Origin of the sequence: Streptomyces nitrosporeus (assembly GCF_008704555.1) — a bacterium.
Taxonomy (GTDB): Bacteria; Actinomycetota; Actinomycetes; order Streptomycetales; family Streptomycetaceae; genus Streptomyces; species Streptomyces nitrosporeus.
Map to the genome: position 1 here is coordinate 145,329 of NZ_CP023702.1, position 19,127 is coordinate 164,455.

The window sequence follows — 19,127 nt, forward strand, 5'->3', positions numbered from 1 at the left end:
GGCCCGGGTCAGCGGCGGACCTTGCGGGCGGCCCGCAGCCACTCCTTGTTCATCGCGGCGATGGACGGCAGCGGGATGCCCTTGGGGCAGGCCGTGGCGCACTCGCCGGCCAGGGTGCAGCCGCCGAAGCCCTCGTCGTCCATGGTGGCGACCATGTCCAGGACGCGGGTCTCGCGCTCGGGCGCGCCCTGCGGGAGCACGTTGAGGTGGTTGACCTTCGCGGAGGTGAAGAGCATCGCGGAGCCGTTGGGGCAGGCCGCGACGCAGGCGCCGCAGCCGATGCACTCGGCGTGCTCGAAGGCGAAGTCGGCGTCCGGCTTGGGCACCGGGGTGGCGTGCGCGTCGGGTGCGGTGCCGGTGGGCGCGGAGATGTACCCGCCGGCCTGGATGATCCGGTCGAAGGCGGAGCGGTCGACGACCAGGTCCTTGACGACCGGGAACGCGGAGGCGCGCCACGGTTCGATGTCGATGGTGTCACCGTCCCGGAAGGACCGCATGTGGAGCTGGCAGGTGGTGGTGCGTTCCGGGCCGTGGGCGTCGCCGTTGATGACGAGACTGCACGCGCCGCAGATGCCTTCGCGGCAGTCGTGGTCGAAGGCGACGGGCTCGTCACCGGCGAGGATGAGTTCCTCGTTGAGGGTGTCGAGCATCTCCAGGAACGACATGTCCGGGGAGATGCCGGCGACTTCGTAGGTGGCCATGGCGCCGGGCGTCTCGGCGTTCTGCTGGCGCCAGACGCGCAGGGTGAGCTTCATGCGTAGCTCCGCTGGGTGGGGTGGACGTACTCGAAGACGAGGTCTTCCTTGTGCAGGACGGGGGCGTCGCCGGTGGCGCTGAACTCCCAGGCCGCGGCGTAGGAGAACTCCTCGTCCCGGCGGGCGGCTTCGCCGTCCGGGGTCTGCGACTCCTCGCGGAAGTGACCGCCGCAGGATTCGGCGCGGTGCAGGGCGTCGAGGCACATCAGCTCGGCGAGTTCGAGGTAGTCGACGATGCGGTTGGCCTTCTCCAGCGACTGGTTGAACTGCTCGCCGGTGCCGGGCACCTTGATCCGGCGCCAGAACTCCTCACGGATCTGCGGGATGCGTTCCAGTGCCGTGCGGAGCCCCTCCTCGGTACGGGCCATCCCGCAGTGCTCCCACATCAGTTCGCCGATCTCCCGGTGGAAGGAGTCGGGGGTGCGGTCGCCGTCGACGGCGAGGAGGAGGCTGAGCCGGTCCTCGGTCTCGGCGAGCACCTCGGCGACCTCGGGGTGGCCGACATCGACCTCGTCCGTGTGCGGGTTGCGGGCCAGGTAGTCGTTGATGGTGGAGGGCAGGACGAAGTAGCCGTCGGCGAGCCCCTGCATCAGCGCGGAGGCGCCGAGGCGGTTGGCGCCGTGGTCGGAGAAGTTGGCCTCGCCGATCGCGAACAGGCCGGGGATCGTGGTCTGGAGGTCGTAGTCGACCCAGAGCCCGCCCATGGTGTAGTGCACGGCCGGATAGATCCGCATCGGGGTCTCGTACGGGTTCTCGGCGGTGATCCGGGCGTACATGTCGAAGAGGTTGCCGTACTTCTCCTCGACCCGGGCGCGGCCCATGCGGGCGATGGCCTCGGCGAAGTCGAGGTAGACGCCCTGGCCGCCGGGGCCGACGCCGCGTCCTTCGTCGCAGACGTTCTTCGCGGCCCGGGAGGCGATGTCGCGGGGTACGAGGTTGCCGAAGGCGGGGTAGAGGCGCTCCAGGTAGTAGTCGCGCTCGTCCTCGGGGATCTCGTTGGCCGGGCGGTCGTCGCCCTTGGCCCTGGGGACCCAGATGCGGCCGTCGTTGCGCAGCGACTCGCTCATCAGGGTCAGCTTGGACTGGTGGTCGCCGGTGCGCGGGATGCAGGTGGGGTGGATCTGGGTGAAGCAGGGGTTGGCGAAGTAGGCACCGCGGCGGTGGGCACGCCAGATCGCGGTGGCGTTGGAGTTCATGGCGTTCGTCGAGAGGTAGAAGACGTTGCCGTAGCCGCCGCTGGCCAGGACCACCGCGTCGGCGAAGTAGGTGTCCACCTTGCCGGTGATCAGGTCGCGGGCGACGATGCCGCGGGCCTTGCCGTCGACGACGATCAGGTCGAGCATCTCGGTGCGGGCGTGCAGTTCGACGTTGCCGGCCGCGATCTGCCGGGAGAGCGCCTGGTAGGCGCCGAGCAGCAGCTGCTGCCCTGTCTGGCCGCGGGCGTAGAAGGTACGGGAGACCTGGACGCCGCCGAAGGAGCGGTTGTCGAGGAGTCCGCCGTACTCGCGGGCGAAGGGGACGCCCTGGGCGACGCACTGGTCGATGATCTCCACGGAGATCTCGGCGAGGCGGTGCACGTTGGACTCGCGGGCGCGGAAGTCGCCGCCCTTGACGGTGTCGTAGAACAGCCGGTGTACGGAGTCGCCGTCGTTGCGGTAGTTCTTCGCGGCGTTGATGCCGCCCTGGGCGGCAACGGAGTGGGCGCGCCGGGGCGAGTCCTGGAAGCAGAACTGGACGACGTGGTAGCCCTGTTCGGCGAGGGTGGCGCCGGCCGATCCGCCGGCCAGGCCGGTGCCGACCACGATGACGGTGTGCTTGCGGCGGTTGGCCGGGTTGACCAGCTTCGCCTGGAAGCGGCGGGTGTCCCAGCGTCCGGCGACGGGGCCCTTGGGGGCCTTGGTGTCGGTGACGGGCTCGCCGGTCGTGTAGTGCGTGTAGTCGGTCATGTCAGCTCACCACTCCGGTCATGACGGCGACGGGCACGGAGACGAATCCCGCCGTCAGGACGACGGCGAGAAGACCGGCGAGGGTCTTGAGGACACGCTCGCGGGCCGCGTTGCCCGCACCGAGGGTCTGTGCCGCGCTCCAGAAGCCGTGCCGCACGTGCAGGCCCACCGCGACCACGGCGACGATGTAGATGACGTTCCCGTACCAGGTCGAGAAGGTGTCGATCACGTTCTGGTAAGGGCGGCCGGACTCGAAGCCGCCGGAGTGCACGGTGCCGGTCGTCAGGTCGAGGATGTGCCAGACGATGAACAGCGCCATGATGATCCCGCCCCAGCGCATGGTGCGGGTCGCGTAGCTCGCCCGTGCCTTCCGGTGCACGTACGCCGTGGGGCGCGCCCTGAGGTCACGGCGGCTCAGCTGGTACGCGGAGACGGCGTGCAGCACGACCGCGGCGACGAGGACCACGCGGACGATCCACAGGGCCCACTCGTGGTGCAGGAAGGGCTCGCCGAGGGTCCGCAGCCAGTGCGCGTAGTGGTTGAACTCGTCGGATCCGAAGAAGATCTTCAGGTTGCCCAGCATGTGGACGACCAGGTAACCGAGCATGATCAGGCCGCTCACAGCCATGATCGTCTTCTTCCCGACGGACGAGTCCCAGAGCGTACGCGTCATGGACGGCCGTCGGTCCGTCCGCGTTGCCAATGCCATGGACACGACGCTAGGGCCGAACGGTCCATCAGTCCAAGACATGGATCGTCTGATCTTCATAGGCATGCCCTATGAAAGATGCCTATGCTCGGTCCATGCACTTCCAGCAGCTCGCCTATTTCGTCGCCGTCGCCGAGGCCAGGCACTTCACCCGTGCCGCCGAGGCGGTCCATGTGTCGCAGCCCTCGCTGTCGCAGCAGATCAAGGCGCTGGAGAACGAACTGGGGGCCGAGCTGTTCAGCCGGGCCCGGGGCAACATCGCCCTCACCGACGCCGGCGAGGCACTGCTGCCGCTGGCCCGCCGGATCCTCGCGGACGCGGACACCGCGCGGCACGAGGTGCAGGAGCTGGTGCAGCTGCGCCGGGGCCGGATCAGGCTCGGCGCGACGCCGAGCGTGTGCACCGGTCTGCTGCCCGACGTCCTGCGGGCCTTCCACGACCTGCACCCGGGGATCAGGCTCCGGATCGAGGAGGGCGGTTCCCACGACCTCGTACGGCAGCTCGCCCGGGGCGCGCTCGATCTCGCGCTGCTGGTACTGCCGCTGCCCGCCGCCTCACCGGCGCTGACCACGGTGGAACTGCTCCAGGAGGATCTGGTGGTGCTCTCCTCGACCGCGCGCCCGGCACCCGGGCGCCGGGGGACGGTGCGTGTCGCGGACCTGGAGGACGAGCCGATGGTGATGTTCCGGCACGGCTACGACCTGCGTGAACTGACGGTGGCCGCGTGCCGTGCGGAGGGTTTCGAACCGCAGTTCACGGTGGAGGGCGGCGAGATGGACGCCGTGCTCGGCTTCGTACGGGCGGGGCTGGGTGTCGCCGTGATGCCCAGCATGGTCGCCGCCCGGGCCGGCCAGGACCTGCGGATGACCCCGCTGGCCCCGCCCGGCCTGCGGCGCACGATCGCGCTCGCCCACCGCAGCGACGTCGCGCCACCGCGCGCCGCACGCGAACTGCAGCGGCTCCTGCTGGCCGGGCGGCCGGACGCGCCCGCCGGCGCCCCGGCCCCGGGCGGGCCGGGGCCGGGCGGGGGCTGAGTCCCCCCGGGTCAGACCGCGTCCGCCAGCAGCAGCGAGTGGATGCGGTCCGGCGCGCCGGGCCGGGCGTAGTACCACCCCTGGGCGGTGTCGCAGCCCAGCTGCCTGAGCTGCTCGGCCTGGGCCCCGGTCTCCACCCCCTCCACCGTGACCGCGAGGTCCAGGCTGTGGGCGAGCGAGACGATGCCCTCGACGATCTTCAGGTCGACGGGGTCGGCCGGGTGCTGCTGCATGCCCTGAGTGAAGGAACGATCCAGCTTGAGCACGCTCACCGGAAGCCGGCGCAGGTTGGCCAGGTTGGAGTATCCGGTGCCGAAGTCGTCGAGCGCGATGTCCACACCCATCTCCGCCAGCTGCCGCAACGGCTTGAGCAGGTCGTCGTCCGCGCCGATCAGCGCGGACTCGGTGACCTCCAGGCAGAGCGCGCCCGGCTCCAGTCCCGAGCGCTCCAGTACGTCGACGGTCTCGGCGACCAGCCGGGGGTGGTGCAGCTGGGCCGGCGAGAGGTTGACGTTGATCCGCAGCGGCCCGCCGTCGGTGTGCCGCTCCTGCCAGAAGTTCGCCTGGCGTACGGACTCCTCCAGGACCCAGCGGCCGAGCGGCACGATCAGCCCGGTGTGCTCGGCGAGCGGGATGAACCGGTCGGGGCCGAGCACCCCGTGCTGCGGGTGGCACCACCGCACCAGCGCCTCGGCCCCGTGCACACTGCCGTCGCCGAGGTGGACCAGCGGCTGGTACTCGATGAAGAACTCGCCGCGGTCCAGCGCCGTGGGCAGCGCGGTGGTCAGCCCGTGCCGGGTGATGGCCCGTGCGTCGGCCTCCGCGTCGGCGAACTCGAAGCGGTTGCCGCCCGCCGACTTCGCCCGGTACATCGTGATGTCGGCGCTGCGCAGCACCTCGGCCGCGGTCCGCTCCCCCGAGGGGCCTTCGACGATGCCGATGGACCCGCGTACGGTCAGCTCCCGGCCGTCGAGGCGGATCGGCGTGGCGAGTGCGGAGAGGATGCGCCCGGCCAGCTCGTGGACCTCGTCCTGGGTGCGCGGCCCGGTCGTCAGCGCCACGAACTCGTCGCCGCCGAGCCGTGCGACCATCTCGCCGGGAGCGGTCGCGCAGCTCTGCAGCCGGTCGGCGACCTCGACGAGCAGCCGGTCCCCCGTCGCGTGCCCCAAGCTGTCGTTGATCGCCTTGAAGCCGTCGAGGTCCAGGTAGCAGAGGCCGAAGCGCATGCCCTCCCGGTGGGCGAGCGCCTTCTCCAGGCGCTCGAAGAACAGGGTCCGGTTGGGCAGCCCGGTGAGCGCGTCGTGTGTGGCCTCGTAACGCAGCCGGAGGTTGAGCAGGCGGCGCTCGGTGGTGTCCTCCATGAGGGCCAGCTGGTACTGGGGCCGGTCCTCCGCGTCGCGCAGCAGCGAGACGGTGAGGTTGGTCCAGAGCACGGTGCCGTCGTTGCGGTAGTAGGGCTTCTCGACGCTGTAGTGCTCGCGGTCGCCGCGTACCAGCTCGTCGTAGTACTTCCACACGTGCGGTGAGTCCTCCGGGTGGACCCACTCGTTGAGCCGGTGGCTGCGGACGTGGTTCTCCAGGCCGCCGAACATCCGGGTGAGGGTGTCGTTGATCTCCAGGATGTTCCCGTCGAGGTCGGCGATCCCGATGCCGATCGCGGCGTCCTTGAACACCGCGCGGAAGCGCGCCTCGGTGGCGTGCAGCGCCTCCTCCGCGCGGGTGCGCGCGGTGAGGGCCGAGCGGGCGATGGCCTCCTGCTCGGCGAGGGTCCGTTCGCGCAGCGCCTGGGTGAAACCGCCGGCGAGCGCGTGCTGGATCCGTGCGCAGCGGGCCCGGCTGTCCTCCGTCGCGAGCTCCACCGGGCCGTTGCCGCCGCAGTAGAGCACCAGGTAGGAGTCGACGACACCCAGGGAGGAGCTGAGGGCGTCGGGATCGGTGCAGTGCGCGGCGACGAGCGCGGCTCCCACCCGCTGGGCGGGGGCCGCGTCGAAGGGACGGGCGTGCAGGATGCCGCTGAGGTCCCGGGCCAGCGGCAGCAGGTGCTCCTCGAACTCCGGCCGGGTCATCGAGGTGGCCGTGGAGGGGAAGATGGCCCGGCTCCAGATGGTGGCGAACCTCCGGAGCCGGCCCTCGGGCCCGTCCGGCTCCGTGCCGGACGTGGCGGGCGACTGGGCGGGAATGCTCACGCCTTACGCCCAACCCCGCCGAAGCCCGAGAAGGCGTACGGGTCTTCCTGGGCCGGTACGTAGGCGGAGTCGGGGCGCCAGTCCGGCATGGAGACGAGGCCCGGCTCGACCATCTCGTACCCCTCGAAGAAACGGCTGATCTCCGCGCGTGAGCGCAGGATCACCGGGTTGCGGGTGTCGCGGTAGACCCCCACCGCTCCACCGGTCTCCTCCGCGGGGAGCGGCACCCCCTCGTACGAGGCGTGGGTCAGGACGAGGAGGCTGCCGGGCGCCAGCGCCTCGCGCAGTTCCGCGACCGCCGCACAGGGGTCGTCGGCGTCCTCGACGAAATGGAGCACCGCCACGAGCAGGAGCGCCACAGGCTCGTCCAGGTCGAGCAGGCCCCGGACACCGGGGTGCTCCAGGATGTCCCCCGGCTCGCGCAGGTCGGCCGCGGCGATCACGGCCCGTTCGTTCCCCTCCAGCACCGCCTCGCTGTGCGCCACCGCCACCGGGTCGTGGTCGACGTAGGCGACCCGCGCCCCGGGGTGGGCGGCCTGGGCGACTTCGTGCACATTTCCGAAGGTCGGTATGCCGGAACCGATATCGAGGAACTGGGTGACACCCGAGCCGATCGCGTAGTTCACGGCCCGCCGCATGAAGGCACGATTCGCCTGCATGATCTTGGGGAGCCCCGGCACGAACTCCATGGCCTTACGGGCCGTTTCCCGGTCCACCTCGAAATTGTGCGAGCCGCCCAGATAGAAGTCGTACATGCGGGACACGCTCGGCACCGATATGTCGATGCCCTTCGGTGCCCAGGCGGGACGCTCCATCGATGTCTCCAACAAGTCGCCACGACGATCCGGCCATGTTCATGGTCAGTGTGAACCAGAGGCTACTGATCGTCCGCCAAGAGAGCGAGTGGAAACGGAAATTAGAGATCCGTAATTGGTCACACCCCGACGACATGTGCAATTCCCGTCGCAGCGCGTGCCCGAGACGCGACGGACCGGCACCTCGGACCGGCGCGAAGAGGACCGACAGGGCGTCACCCCGGGGCTCCTCCGGCCGCCGTACGCACCATCTGCCCTCCACGGTACGCCCGTTGACGGCATGGGTGCCCACGGGCCATGCGGCGACCCGTCCGGCGGGGGTTCCGCCGCGGACCGCGGGCGGCCGCCCGCCGCGCGCCCGCAGGCCCGGTCCTCGCGGCGCGGCCGTCACGGAAATGTGGCCAGATGTTCGATACCGTCGCCGACAGGCCTTGCGGCGTACAAACATGGATGTCCCGATATCCCTCCATCAGGCGAATCAGCTCCATCTACGGCGTGTCTCGCCGCAGCGGGGATCATGCTCCCCGGCGTGTACGGATCACGCACAGCGCGGCTCACGGCCGCCGCCCTCCTGTTCTGGCTCCTCGCCGTACCGGTGCCCGCCACCGGTGACAGCTGCGCCTTCGCCGTCGTCGGCCAGGGGGACGGCGACACCTCCGTGGCCGTGTCCGGCACGGACTGCGAGCCCACGCCGCCGCCCCCGCCGCCCTCTCCGTCACCACCGGCGCCCCCGCCGCCCCCTCCGTCACCGTCGCCGCCCCCACCACCCCCGCCGCCCTCCCCGTCACCGCCGGCGCCCCCACCGTCACCGCCGGCACCTCCGCCCCCGGCACCTCCGGCACCGGTGCGCGAACCGGAACCGGAACCGGAATCTCCGCCGCCACCCGTCGTCCCACCGCCGGCGCCGCCACCGCCCTCCCCGTCACCCACCGCCCGCCCGGCGCCCCCCAGCGCCCGTCCGGTCGCGATCCCCACGTACCGCAAACCGACCCGCAAGACCCGGCACACCGGGCCCTCGCTGGTCTCCCTGACTCTCGTCATCACCGCCCCCGCCGTATTCGCCGTGGCGGTACTGCGCCCCCGCGGGTCCCGCTGACGCCTCCCGCCGGCCTACGAAGGAACTCAATGTCGGAATGGCTTGTTCTGACCATCGCCATGGCCTCGGCCTGCGCCGTCGTCCTGACGATCGCCGTCCTCAACAACCGGCGTCTCGCCGATGACGACGACCCCTCCGAGACACCCGACGTCATCGAGTACATGACGATGATGATCGGCGTGGTCTACGCCATCGTGCTCGGCCTGGCCATCGCCGGCGTCTGGGAGGGCCGCAGCGCGGCCCAGGAGTCGGTGCGTCTGGAGGCCCAGGCGCTGCACGAGGTGAGCGCGCGGGCGGCCGTCTATCCGGCGGAGGTCCGCGATCGCGTCCGCAGCGACGTCGACGCGTACGTGGCCCACGTCGTGGACGAGGAATGGCGCGCCATGACGGAGCACGGCAGCCTCACCGCCGAGGGCACCCGGCTCCTGGACAAGGTGCGGGCCGACGTCACCGAGTACCGGCCCCGCGACGACCACGAGGCACAGGCCTACCAGCCGCTGGTGGACCATGTGGCCGCCGCCGACGACGCCCGCGGGGCCCGGGGACAGAACGCGGGCGCCACCATGCCCGGCGTCGTCTGGTTCGGCCTGATCACCGGGGCGCTGGTCACCGTGGGGCTGATCTTCACGCTCCAGATCCGCAGAACCTTCCGCGAACTGCTGCTGGCGGGACTCTTCAGCGCCCTCATCGCGTTCCTGCTGTTCCTGATCTGGGACTTCGACGCCCCGTTCGGGCGGGGCATCTCGGCGACCGCGGCCCCCTTCCTCGACCTCTTCCCGCAGGTCGACTCGCCCTGACTCCCCCGGGCCGGGCCGCCCCGGGCACCGGCCGGACCGTCGGCCGGCGCCGGGAGGGGCCGGTGCCGGGAGGGGCCGGGGGGGCCGGTCGAGGGACCGCACTGCCCCATTCGCCGGACCCCCAATAGCGCCCATTTCGGGTAACTTCTACCGTTTCGCGCATCGAGGTGCATGTCCCATGCCTGCGGAACCGTTCCGCAACTGCTCCTCGGGGACCCGGAGGATTCACCATGCGCGCGATACGTGTCGCACCTGCCGCCCTGCTGGGCGCCGCCTTGTGCGCCCTGACGGCACCGGCCGCGTCGGCCACCGTGCTCACCGGTGGCACGTCCACCTCGTTCACGCCGGCCATCACTCCGTCGACGGTCGCGCCCGGAGGCCAGGTGACCCTCGGTGCCGTGGGGTGCACCAGCGACGCGACCGCGTTCTCGGGAGTGTTCGACACCATCACCATCCCCCGCGGCAGGTCCGCCACCGCCACCGTCGACCGGGACGCGCGGCGGGGCGCCGTCTACGCGGTGACCTTCCGCTGCGGCACCGCCACCAAGACCGCGAACCTCACCGTCACGAGCGCCCCGGCCACCTCCTCCACCACCAGCTCCACCGTCACCCCCAGCGGCGTACTGGGCGGCCTCGGCGGAAGCGTGGACACACCGGACCCCACGGAGATCGCCGCCGGTTCCGCCCTGGTGGCGGTGGCCGCCGCCGGCGCCTTCCTGGCCCTGCGCAAGCGCCGTACCGGCCGCCTGCACTGAGAACCGCCGCCCCCTCCCCCGCGTACGGCAGTCGCCCCGGGTCCTGATCCAGGACCCGGGGCGACGGACGTATCGGACCGGCGGGGAACGCGGACGCGTCAGGCCGCCGCATTGCTGCCCGTCCGACGGCGGACGACGAAGACGGCACCGCCGAGAGCCGCCGCCGCGACCAGACCGCCACCGATCTGCATCTCGGTGGAGCTCGGCCCCATGGAACCGCCGAGTCCGCCCTGCGCGCCCCGGCTGGGCAGCACGGTGAAGCGGGCGGTCGCGACACCGTCGGCGTTGCCGCGGCCCTCGGCGTCGTCCCGGCCGCCCTCGTTGCCGCCGTTGCCTCCGTTACCGCCGCTGCCTCCGTCGCCGCCGAAGTTGTTGCCGCCGGCGTTGCACTTCACCGACAGGCTGTACTGGCCCGGCGTGGCGTTGGGCCGGATACGGGCGGTGGCGTAACCCACGCGGCCGGGCGACAGGTCCACCGTCGGGAAGGCGTTGGACCAGACCTTGCCACCGGAGTGGCCGCAGCCCTCGGCGCTGATCTGCAGGGTGGCGCCCTGGTGGACACGGGACGGGTCGACGGTCACATGGGTGGGGACCGGGTCCTTGCCCGGGCCGCCGCCCGCGACGGCCAGCGGGGCGGCGAGCCCGACTGCCGCGAACGCGGCCGCGGTCACCGCGAAAGCGCGTGAAGCACGCATCTCTTGACCTCCTGCGGAATGCGCGCCCGGAGTCCTGTCCTCCGGGACCGATGAGAACGCATTCCATGACGAACCATCACCAGACGTGCATAAGAGCGCATTTCGGAGCAGAGTTCTCCGACTGCCCGACACGCCGTGCGGCACACGCCGTACCTGACGGATCCGCAGGTCACGAGGCGTCAGAAATCCTGGGTCCGCGTTACTCCGAACAGAGCGGAACGCCACGCGCCGTCCCCCGTTCGCACGCCCCTGATCGCCGTGACCGCGCCCCGCACCTAGCGTGACCGTGTCGCGACGAAGGGAAGAGCCATGGGCCGGGACCAGTGGGGAGCCGTACGGAGCAGACGGACACCGTGGGGCGCGATCGCCCTGGTGATGCTCACGGGGCTCGCACTCATGCGCAACGGCGCGGAGACCTCTCCCGGACCGCCCCAGCCGGCGGCCGCCGCGTCCGTCTCCCGGGACGGCGCGGCCGTCGCGGCACCCGTCACCGACGAGGGGGTGCGGCCGCTCCCCTACGCGCCCGCCTCCCGTGTACGGATCCCCCAGATCGAGGTGGACGCGCCGGTCGTCGACGTGAACCTGGACCCGGCGGGCTGGATCGAGGCACCGCCCGCGCAGGACCCGAACCTCGCGGGCTGGTACCAGAACGGCATCGCCCCCGGACAGCGCGGAACGGCCGTGGTGGTGGGCCACGTCGACAATCTGGCGGGCCCTGCCGTCTTCTACGGCCTCGGTTCCCTCCGGAAGGGGCAGCACGTCGAGGTCTCCCGCTACGACGGCCAAGTCGCCGTGTTCGAGATCTACGGGGTCGAGGTCTTCTCCAAGAACGACTTCCCCGGCGCCCGTGTCTACGGCGACACCGGTTACGCCGAGCTGCGGGTCATCACCTGCGGCGGCGGCTACTCGAAGGCGGACGGCTACGACGGGAACGTGGTGGTCTTCGCCCGTCTCGTGGAGACCCGGTAACCACCGGAGCCGGGTGCCGCACCGGGGCGCCCGGTCACGGCACCGGCCATGGAGCGCATCCGGTCCGCCCCGCGCCGTCGTCCCGGGCGCGGGGCGGACCGGCGGGAGCGCCCGCGCGGCGAGCGGCTAACCTCGTGGCCGTGACAGAGCACCAGCACCAGCACCACCGGTTCGAGCGCGGCACGGACGGTCCCAAAGTGATCGTCGCGGGGATCGACGGGTCGGAGTCGTCGATGCGGGCGGCGGCGTACGCGGCCGGGCTCGCCCGCCGCCAGAACGCCGTGCTCACCCTCGTCTACGTACAGCCGGTGATGGCCACGGGGGCCGCCATGGGCGCCCCGGTGGCCGATGCGACCGGGGAGGTCGCCGAGGGCCTGGTGAACGAGATCAGGAGCTCCGCCGAGCGGCTCAAGGACATATGGAACGTCCGCTGGGAGTTCCACACCTTCCGGGGGGATCCGTACAACGGTCTGGTGTCCGCCGCGGACGAGCTGAAGGCGGACGCGGTGGTGGTGGGCGCCTCGGAGTCCGCGGGGCACCGGTTCGTCGGTTCGGTGGCGGTGCGTCTGGTCAAGGCGGGGCGCTGGCCGGTCACCGTCGTACCGTGACCGTGCCGGCCGGCGGTGCGGCCGTCACCGGCCCATGACGAGACCGTCCTCGGCGGCGCCGCGGCTGAGGACGGTGTCGCGGATCCGGTCGCGGACCGCGCTCAGCCGGCCGGCGGCGGGCGGGGTGCTCAGGCCGACCACGCGGCCCGCCGCCGGGTCGTACCACTGGGGGATGAACTCGGCCTTCGTCACCCTCCAGCGGCCGCCCTCCTCCCGGGGCGGCGCGAAGGTGAAGCGGCCCATCGTGCTCTCGTTGCCCCGCGGGTCCCGGGCCCCCTCGTCGTTGATCATCGCCCCGGCCACCTGGTCGCCCATGCCGTAGACGACCCAGGTGCCGTTGACCTTCTCGTACGCCTGGGGGACGTGGGCGTGGGTGCCGATGAGCAGGTCGATGTCGGGGCGCCCCGCGGTGGCGGACGCGGTCAGGGCGCGGGCCAGTTCGAGCTGGGTGCCGTCGGGAGCGTCCTGCCACTCGGTGCCCCAGTGCATCGAGGCGACCACCACGTCGGCGCCGGCCCGCCGGGCCGCTCTGGCGTCGGCGACGATCCTCTCCTCGTCGGTCATGGCGACGGACCAGGCCCGTCCGGCCGGGGGCTCGCCCTCGTTGAGCCCGTAGGTGTAGGCGAGGTGGGCGACCTTCGCCGCGTGGTCCCCCTCGCCCGCTTCCAGGAGGGTGGGGCGGCCCGCCTCGGCGGCGGACCGGGCGGAGCCGGCGTGGGCGATCCCGGCCCGGTCGAGGGCGTCCAGGGTGCGGCCGATCCCGGCGGCACCGTCGTCCAGGGTGTGGTTGGAGGCGGTGGAGCAGGAGTCGTAACCGGTGGCCGCGAGGGCCGCCGCGATCTCGGGCGGTGACTTGAAGGAGGGGTAACCCGTGTATGGGCCGCCCGCCGGTCCGTACACCGTCTCCATGTGGCAGATCGCCAGGTCGGCGCCGGAGACGAGGGCGGCCGCGCCCTTGAGCATGGGCCGGAAGTCGTATCCCCTGCCGCCCGCGTCGGCCGCGGCGCGTTCGATGACCGAGGAGTGGGGCAGGACGTCCCCGGAGGCCAGCAGGGTGAAGGGGCGTGCCCGGCCGGTCTCCGCCCCGCCCGCTCCCCGCTGCTCGGCGGTCAGGTGCCGGCCGGCGAATCCGGGTGCCGTGGACTGCTGGCCGGTACAGGCGGTGGCGGCGGCCAGCAGGCCGGCGACGGCCGTCATCACGCCGTATCGAGTGCGCTTCGTCATCTGCAGGACTCTCCGTTTCGGATGATTTCGGCCATCCGAATTGACATATATTCATATTGGTGAGTCAAGGACAAAGGTTTCCAAGTACCTGAATCGGCCGTATCGCCGCCCGTGAACCGTTCACCGCACCATTCGCCGCTCCGTGCGACCGCTCGGCGCACATCTCGGCATACCGGGTGTTCCCCCGCGCTCCTATGCGTTCGTATACGCCAGGCGGGAGCGAGGCGTCAGGGCCTCTTCGGGAAAGGACGGTTCACATGACCACGGCGACGACCGACGAGCGGGCTCTCGCGGAACTTCAGCGGGAGCACGGGCCGGCCCTGCTGCACTTCCTGCTGGGGCTGACCTTCGGCGACCGGCAGCGGGCCGAGGACCTGATGCAGGAGACGCTGGTACGCGCCTGGCAGCATCCGGAGGCCTTCGACGCGCCCTACGAGTCGATGCGGCCGTGGCTGTTCACCGTCGCCCGGCGCCTGGCCATCGACGCCCGCAGGTCCCGGCTGGCCCGGCCCACCGAGGTCAGCGACGTGGTGCTGGAGAGCGCGCCCGCGCGCGAGAACACCGCGGACTCGGCGGTCCGCGCGCTCGACGTACGCCGGGCGGTGCGGACGCTGAGCCCCGAGCACCGGGCGGTACTGGTGCAGATCTACTTCCGCGGGCTGAGCGTGGGCGAGACGGCCGAGGTCCTGGGCATCCCTGCGGGCACGGTCAAGTCCCGTTCGTACTACGCGCTGCGGACCCTCTCGCGCAGTCTGCCGGGCTACTCCAGCAGTTCGTCCTCGTCGAGCAGGGCCAGCAGGCAGACGGCCTCCGCGACCTCCACATAGGCCGCGGCACAGGCGTCGCACCGCTGGAGGTGCCGGGCCACCGGGCCGCTCTCGGCCGCGGGCAGCGCGTCGAGCACATACGCGCCCAGCAGCTGCCGCACATGCGCGTCGTCACCGTGTTCGGTGGTCATCGCACCTCGTATCTCCCGACGGATCCTGCTCTTTGGCCCACGCAGGGCGGGCGTGACCGGTTCAATGCTGCGTGGGGCCCGGTGGGCGGAGTCCGAGAAAGAGGCGAGACGGGATGCGTCCCGAAGAGTACGGCACAACCGGCGGGGACGGACTGCTGGTCCCGATGGCGTGGATGTACGCCGAGTACGTCGCGGACGGGCTGCTGGCGACCGGCGACCTGATGGACCCGGCGACGCTGGAGTACCGGGCGGGGCGGGAGGCGCTGGCCCTGACGCTCTTCCTGTCCGACGGAGCGGTGGCCGGCGCGCTGCCCGCCGCCCGGGTGGAAGAGCTGCGGCTGCTGACGGCGTACGGCGCGGCCTGGCGGCGGTGGGTCCGCGCGGGGCTGGAGGACCGGGAGCGGGCGGCCGCCGCGGACGGTCGTCCGGCTCCCGGCCTGGACCTGGCGCGGGCGGCGTGGCGGTGGCTGGAGGAGACGGAGCTGCTGGCGGCCGACCTCGGCGCGATCGGGGCGCCGCGCCGGGAGCGGCCGGGGCGCGAGGAGGAGGACGGCGAGGTGCGGGTGTGGACGCCCGCCTGGCAGCTGGGGCTGCCGCTGGGGCATCTGGCGATCCATCTGTACTGACCGGTGGCGAGCGGTGTGTTCAGGAACCGTGCACCCCGGCACGGTACTTGGGCAGCCGGAGGGTGATCTTCATGCCCGCGCCGATCCCGGTCTCGATGACCAGGCCGTAGTCGTCGCCGTACACCTGGCGCAGCCGCTCGTCCACGTTGAGCAGGCCGATGCCGGTGGAGGTGCCGCCTTCTCCGCGCAGGATCTGCCGCAGCCGCCCGGGGTCCATCCCGGTGCCGTCGTCCTCGATGACCACCTCGGCCTCGGCGCCCGCGTCCAGGGCGCTGATGGTGATGCGGCTGCGGCGCACCGCGCCTTCGAGGCCGTGCTTCACGGCGTTCTCCACGAGCGGCTGGAGGCAGAGGAAGGGCAGGGCGACGGGCAGCACCTCGGGGGCGACCTGGAGGGTGACGGAGAGCCGTTCGCCGAAGCGGGCGCGCACCAGCGCCAGGTACTGGTCGATGGAGTGCAGTTCGTCGGCCAGCGTGGTGAACTCGCCGTGCCTGCGGAACGAGTAGCGCGTGAAGTCGGCGAACTCCAGGAGGAGTTCGCGGGCCTGCTCGGGGTCGGTCCGGACGAAGGAGGCGATGGCCGCCAGCGAGTTGAAGATGAAGTGGGGTGAGATCTGGGCGCGCAGTGCCTTGATCTCGGCTTCGATCAACTGTGTGCGTGAGCGGTCGAGTTCGGCGAGTTCCAGCTGTACGCAGACCCAGCGGGCCACCTCGCCGGCCGCCCGGGCCAGGACCGCCGATTCGCGCGGCGCCCAGGCGACGAGGGTGCCGAGCACCCGGTGGTCGACGGTGAGGGGGACGGCCACCGCCCAGCGCAACGGGCAGTCCAGGTCGGCGCATCCGGTGCGGAAGGCGGTGTCGCGTCCGCTGTCGAGGAGGCCGCGGACATGGTCCATGACGTCCTTGCCGTGGTGGTCGCCCTCGCCGTCCCAGACGAGCACCCGGTCCCGGTCGGTCAGGCACAGCGCGTCGGTGCCGAGCAGCGAGCGCAGCCGGCGGGCGGACCTGCGGGCGCTCTCCTCGGTGAGCCCGGCGCGCAGCGGGGGCGCGGCCAGGGACGCCGTGTGCAGGGTCTCGAAGGTGGCGTGCTCGACGGGTGTGCCCACGTCGCTGGTGCGTTTGGGGCGGGCGGTGCGGCCGAGCAGGAAGCCGGTCGCGAGGAGGAGCACGGCGAGCACGGTGACGGCGGCGACGCCTGCGCCGGTCATCCGGGGTGTCCGGGGCCGTGGTTCATCGTTTTCTCCCCGTGGTCAGGGTCTCCGGCAGGTGGAAGCGGGACATGGCGGCGTTGGTGCCGGGCGGGATGCGCCCGGGGGTGGCGAGGGAGACCAGGACCATCGCCAGGAAGCCGACCGGTACGGACCAGACGGCGGGCCAGGCGAGCAGGGCGTGCGGCCAGCCGGGCGGGCGCACCGCGCCGCTGACGGTGATCGCGACGGAGAGCAGGGCCGAGCCGCCGCCGAGCAGCAGACCCGCGATGGCGCCGGGCGGGGTGAGCCGCCGCCACCAGATGCCCAGCACCAGGAGCGGGCAGAAGGAGGAGGCGGAGACGGCGAACGCCATGCCGACGGCGTCGGCCACCGGCACCCTGCTGACCAGGAGGGAGCCGGCGAGGGGTACCGCGATGGCGAGGACGGTGGCCAGCCGGAAGTGGCGTACGCCGCGCGAGGGCAGGACGTCCTGGGTGATCACTCCCGCGACGGCCATGGTGAGCCCGGAGGCGGTCGAGAGGAACGCGGCGAACGCCCCGCCCGCGATCAGCGCGCCGAGCAGGTCGCCGCCGAGCCCTCCGATCACTCTGCCGGGCAGCAGCAGCACGGCGGCGTCGGCGTCACCGCCGTGGATGAGTTCGGGGGCGTAGAGCCTGCCCAGCGCTCCGTAGAGGGGGGGCAGGAGGTAGAACAGGCCGATCAGGGCGAGGACGGCGACGGTGGTGCGGCGGGCGTCGCGTCCGTTGGGGCTGGTGTAGAAGCGCACGACGACGTGCGGCAGGCCCATGGTGCCGAGGAAGGTCGCGACGATCAGGCCGTACGTCGCGTAGAGCGGGTGGTCGGCGCGGAAGGCGGATATCTGGTCGTCGAAGCTGACCCGGGGGGCGCCGTCCCCCCGCCAGGCCAGCACCAGGAAGACCATCGGGACGAGGAGGGCGGTGAGCTTCAGCCAGTACTGGAAGACCTGGACGAAGGTGATGGAGCGCATGCCGCCCGCCGCGACGGCGATCACCACCACCGAGGCCACCAGCACGTCCCCGAGCCATCCGGGGGCTCCGGTGAGGATCTTCAGGGTGAGGCCGGCGCCCTGGAGCTGCGGGACGAGGTAGACCCAGCCCGCGCCGACGACGAACACGCTGACGAGCCGGCGCACCTGCCGGGACTCCAGGCGCCCTTCGGCGAAGTCGGGCAGGGTGTACGCCCCCGAGCGGCGCAGCGGGGCGGCGACGAAGACCAGCAGGACGAGGTATCCGGCGGTGTAACCGACCGGGTACCAGAGCATGTCGGGGCCGTGCACGAGGACCAGGCCGGCGATGCCCAGGAAGGAGGCGGCGGAGAGGTACTCGCCGCTGATCGCCGCCGCGTTGAGCCGGGGCCGGACGGTGCGCGAGGCCACGTAGAAGTCGGAGGTGGTACGGGAGATGCGCAGGCCGAAGCCGCCGACGAGGACGGTGGCGAGGACGACGAGGGCGACCGCCGCCATCGACGCGGGGTGGCCGGTGATGCTCACGGTGCGGGGCGGCCTTCCACGAGGCGGGCGAAGTCGCGCTCGTTGCGCTCGGCCCGGCGTACGTACCACCAGGCGGCCAGGGTGAGCGGCGGGTAGGTGGCGAAGCCGAGCACCGCCCAGACCACGGCGTTGCTGTGCAGGGCCTCGAAGAGCAGCGGCAGGGTTCCGGCGACCAGCGCGAGCACCGCGAAGACGGTGAGCCCCGCTCTGAGCTGACTGCGCATCAGGGACCGGACGTAGGCGGCGCCGAGCGCGGTCTGCTCGTCGATCTCCGACTGGGTGCGGTAGCGGGGCAGCGGACGGACCCTCCGGGGCTCGCCCGTGACCACCTCGCGCCGGGGCGTGCTCTCCTGGGACATGCGCCCGGAGTCTAGTGCCTCGGCCGGGCCCGGCCGGTGAGGGGGCCGGACCGGGTCAGCGGCCGGTCTGCCGCATCAGGAGGTCGCGCAGCGCGCGGCTGTGGCGGCGGCTCACGGCGAGTTCCGCGCCGGCGATGCGGACGCTCATGCTGCCCGCGTCGAGCCGGAGCTCGTCGATGCGGCCCAGGGCGACGAGGTGGCGGCGGTGGATGCGTACGAAGCCGCGGGGGCGCCAGCGTTCCTCGAGGGTGGTGAGCGGGATCCGTACGAGGTGGCTGCCTGCGGCGGTGTGCAGCCGGGCGTAGTCGCCCTGCGCCTCGGCGTAGGCGATGTCCTCGACCGGGACGAAGCGGATCACGCCGCCGAGTTCGACCGCGATCTGGTCGGCCGCGGTGTCGTGGACGGACGCGGAGCGGTCGCCGACCTGTTCGGCGACCCGGCGGACGGCTTCGGCCAGGCGTTCGCGGCGGACCGGTTTGAGCACGTAGTCGACGGCCTTGAGGTCGAAGGCGTGCACCGCGAATCCCTCGTGGGCGGTGACGAACACGATGAGCGGGGGTGCGGCGAACCCGGCGAGGAGCTGGGCCACGTCGAGTCCGGTCAGGCCCGCCATGTGGATGTCCAGGAAGACGACGTCGATGGCCGAGGGGTCGTCGGGGCCCGCGTCGACGGCGCCGCCGATGCGGCGCAGTGCCTCGGTGGCGCCGGTGGCGCCCTCGGCGCTGCGGATCCGGGGATCGGCGCGCAGCAGGTAGAGGAGTTCCTCCAGGGCGGGTTCTTCGTCGTCGACGGCCAGTACGCGCAGCATGGCGGGAGTTTAGGGGGTGGCGCCGGGAATGGCTGCCCTCCGTTTCCGGGAAGTGCGGCGGGCGGGT

The 19,127-nt window shown here is 72.0% G+C and carries 19 protein-coding genes; 7 read left to right on the plus strand and 12 right to left on the minus strand.

The window, feature by feature from the left end; all coding sequences use genetic code 11:
- Positions 1–8 precede the first annotated feature (8 nt).
- From CP967_RS00670 to CP967_RS00680, 3 genes are read right to left on the minus strand one after another with little or no spacing between them, the layout of a single operon-like run.
- Positions 9–755, minus strand: coding sequence for a succinate dehydrogenase/fumarate reductase iron-sulfur subunit (locus CP967_RS00670; protein WP_150486029.1), 747 nt, complete (start codon positions 753–755; stop codon positions 9–11).
- Positions 752–2,701 (minus strand): fumarate reductase/succinate dehydrogenase flavoprotein subunit, encoded by a 1,950-nt coding sequence (locus tag CP967_RS00675; protein ID WP_150486030.1) that lies wholly within the window; start codon positions 2,699–2,701, stop codon positions 752–754. Before CP967_RS00675 ends, CP967_RS00670 begins: the two co-directional genes overlap by 4 nt.
- Position 2,702: 1 nt before the next feature.
- On the minus strand, positions 2,703–3,410 hold the full coding sequence (locus tag CP967_RS00680) for a succinate dehydrogenase (RefSeq protein WP_150486031.1): 708 nt from the start codon (positions 3,408–3,410) through the stop codon (positions 2,703–2,705).
- A 95-nt stretch (positions 3,411–3,505) separates the two neighbouring features.
- Between CP967_RS00680 and CP967_RS00685 the strand changes: the two genes are divergently transcribed.
- Positions 3,506–4,444, plus strand: coding sequence for a LysR family transcriptional regulator (locus tag CP967_RS00685; protein ID WP_150486032.1), 939 nt, complete (start codon positions 3,506–3,508; stop codon positions 4,442–4,444).
- An 11-nt stretch (positions 4,445–4,455) separates the two neighbouring features.
- Here CP967_RS00685 and CP967_RS00690 read toward each other — a convergent pair whose 3' ends face one another.
- Complete coding sequence (locus CP967_RS00690) at positions 4,456–6,630, minus strand: putative bifunctional diguanylate cyclase/phosphodiesterase (protein WP_150486033.1); 2,175 nt, start codon at positions 6,628–6,630, stop codon at positions 4,456–4,458.
- Positions 6,627–7,445, minus strand: a complete 819-nt coding sequence (locus CP967_RS00695) for an SAM-dependent methyltransferase (RefSeq protein WP_150486034.1) — start codon at positions 7,443–7,445, stop codon at positions 6,627–6,629. Before CP967_RS00695 ends, CP967_RS00690 begins: the two co-directional genes overlap by 4 nt.
- A 1,125-nt stretch (positions 7,446–8,570) precedes the next feature.
- On the opposite strand from CP967_RS00695, the gene CP967_RS00705 reads away from it, so the two are divergent.
- Both CP967_RS00705 and CP967_RS00710 read left to right on the plus strand, forming a co-directional pair.
- On the plus strand, positions 8,571–9,338 hold the full coding sequence (locus CP967_RS00705) for a bestrophin-like domain (RefSeq protein WP_150486035.1): 768 nt from the start codon (positions 8,571–8,573) through the stop codon (positions 9,336–9,338).
- A gap of 230 nt (positions 9,339–9,568) precedes the next feature.
- Entirely contained in the window at positions 9,569–10,093 is a 525-nt protein-coding gene (locus CP967_RS00710; protein ID WP_150486036.1) for a hypothetical protein, read from the plus strand.
- 98 nt (positions 10,094–10,191) lie between these two features.
- Here CP967_RS00710 and CP967_RS00715 read toward each other — a convergent pair whose 3' ends face one another.
- On the minus strand, positions 10,192–10,788 hold the full coding sequence (locus tag CP967_RS00715; protein WP_150486037.1) for a hypothetical protein: 597 nt from the start codon (positions 10,786–10,788) through the stop codon (positions 10,192–10,194).
- 309 nt (positions 10,789–11,097) lie between these two features.
- Between CP967_RS00715 and CP967_RS00720 the strand changes: the two genes are divergently transcribed.
- Positions 11,098–11,757 carry a class F sortase gene (locus CP967_RS00720; RefSeq protein ID WP_150486038.1) on the plus strand — a complete coding sequence of 220 codons (660 nt, stop codon included), beginning with the start codon at positions 11,098–11,100 and terminating at the stop codon, positions 11,755–11,757.
- A 140-nt stretch (positions 11,758–11,897) separates the two neighbouring features.
- Entirely contained in the window at positions 11,898–12,365 is a 468-nt protein-coding gene (locus tag CP967_RS00725) for a universal stress protein (RefSeq protein ID WP_150486039.1), read from the plus strand.
- Positions 12,366–12,389: 24 nt separating this feature from the next.
- Here the strand turns inward: CP967_RS00725 and CP967_RS00730 are convergent, their stop codons facing one another.
- Positions 12,390–13,589: a CapA family protein gene (locus CP967_RS00730; RefSeq protein ID WP_150486040.1), complete on the minus strand. Its 1,200-nt coding sequence runs from the start codon at positions 13,587–13,589 to the stop codon at positions 12,390–12,392.
- A 257-nt stretch (positions 13,590–13,846) separates the two neighbouring features.
- On the opposite strand from CP967_RS00730, the gene CP967_RS00735 reads away from it, so the two are divergent.
- Complete coding sequence (locus CP967_RS00735) at positions 13,847–14,416, plus strand: sigma-70 family RNA polymerase sigma factor (protein WP_150486041.1); 570 nt, start codon at positions 13,847–13,849, stop codon at positions 14,414–14,416.
- On the opposite strand, the gene CP967_RS00740 is transcribed toward CP967_RS00735, so the two are convergent.
- Entirely contained in the window at positions 14,350–14,547 is a 198-nt protein-coding gene (locus tag CP967_RS00740; protein ID WP_150486042.1) for a zf-HC2 domain-containing protein, read from the minus strand. The two genes, CP967_RS00735 and CP967_RS00740, sit on opposite strands and share 67 nt — an antisense overlap.
- 113 nt (positions 14,548–14,660) lie before the next feature.
- On the opposite strand from CP967_RS00740, the gene CP967_RS00745 reads away from it, so the two are divergent.
- Positions 14,661–15,173 (plus strand): hypothetical protein, encoded by a 513-nt coding sequence (locus CP967_RS00745; RefSeq protein ID WP_150486043.1) that lies wholly within the window; start codon positions 14,661–14,663, stop codon positions 15,171–15,173.
- A 19-nt stretch (positions 15,174–15,192) separates the two neighbouring features.
- On the opposite strand, the gene CP967_RS00750 is transcribed toward CP967_RS00745, so the two are convergent.
- The 4 genes from CP967_RS00750 to CP967_RS00765 are packed head-to-tail and all read right to left on the minus strand — an operon-like array spanning position 15,193 to position 19,060.
- Complete coding sequence (locus CP967_RS00750; protein ID WP_150486044.1) at positions 15,193–16,380, minus strand: sensor histidine kinase; 1,188 nt, start codon at positions 16,378–16,380, stop codon at positions 15,193–15,195.
- Positions 16,381–16,402: 22 nt separating this feature from the next.
- Positions 16,403–17,866 (minus strand): sodium/solute symporter, encoded by a 1,464-nt coding sequence (locus tag CP967_RS00755; protein WP_150491621.1) that lies wholly within the window; start codon positions 17,864–17,866, stop codon positions 16,403–16,405.
- Between the two features lie 23 nt (positions 17,867–17,889).
- On the minus strand, positions 17,890–18,252 hold the full coding sequence (locus tag CP967_RS00760) for a hypothetical protein (RefSeq protein ID WP_150486045.1): 363 nt from the start codon (positions 18,250–18,252) through the stop codon (positions 17,890–17,892).
- Positions 18,253–18,307: 55 nt separating this feature from the next.
- A complete protein-coding gene (locus CP967_RS00765; protein WP_150486046.1) occupies positions 18,308–19,060 on the minus strand; it encodes a LytR/AlgR family response regulator transcription factor in 753 nt (250 codons plus the stop codon).
- Positions 19,061–19,127: the final 67 nt, after the last annotated feature.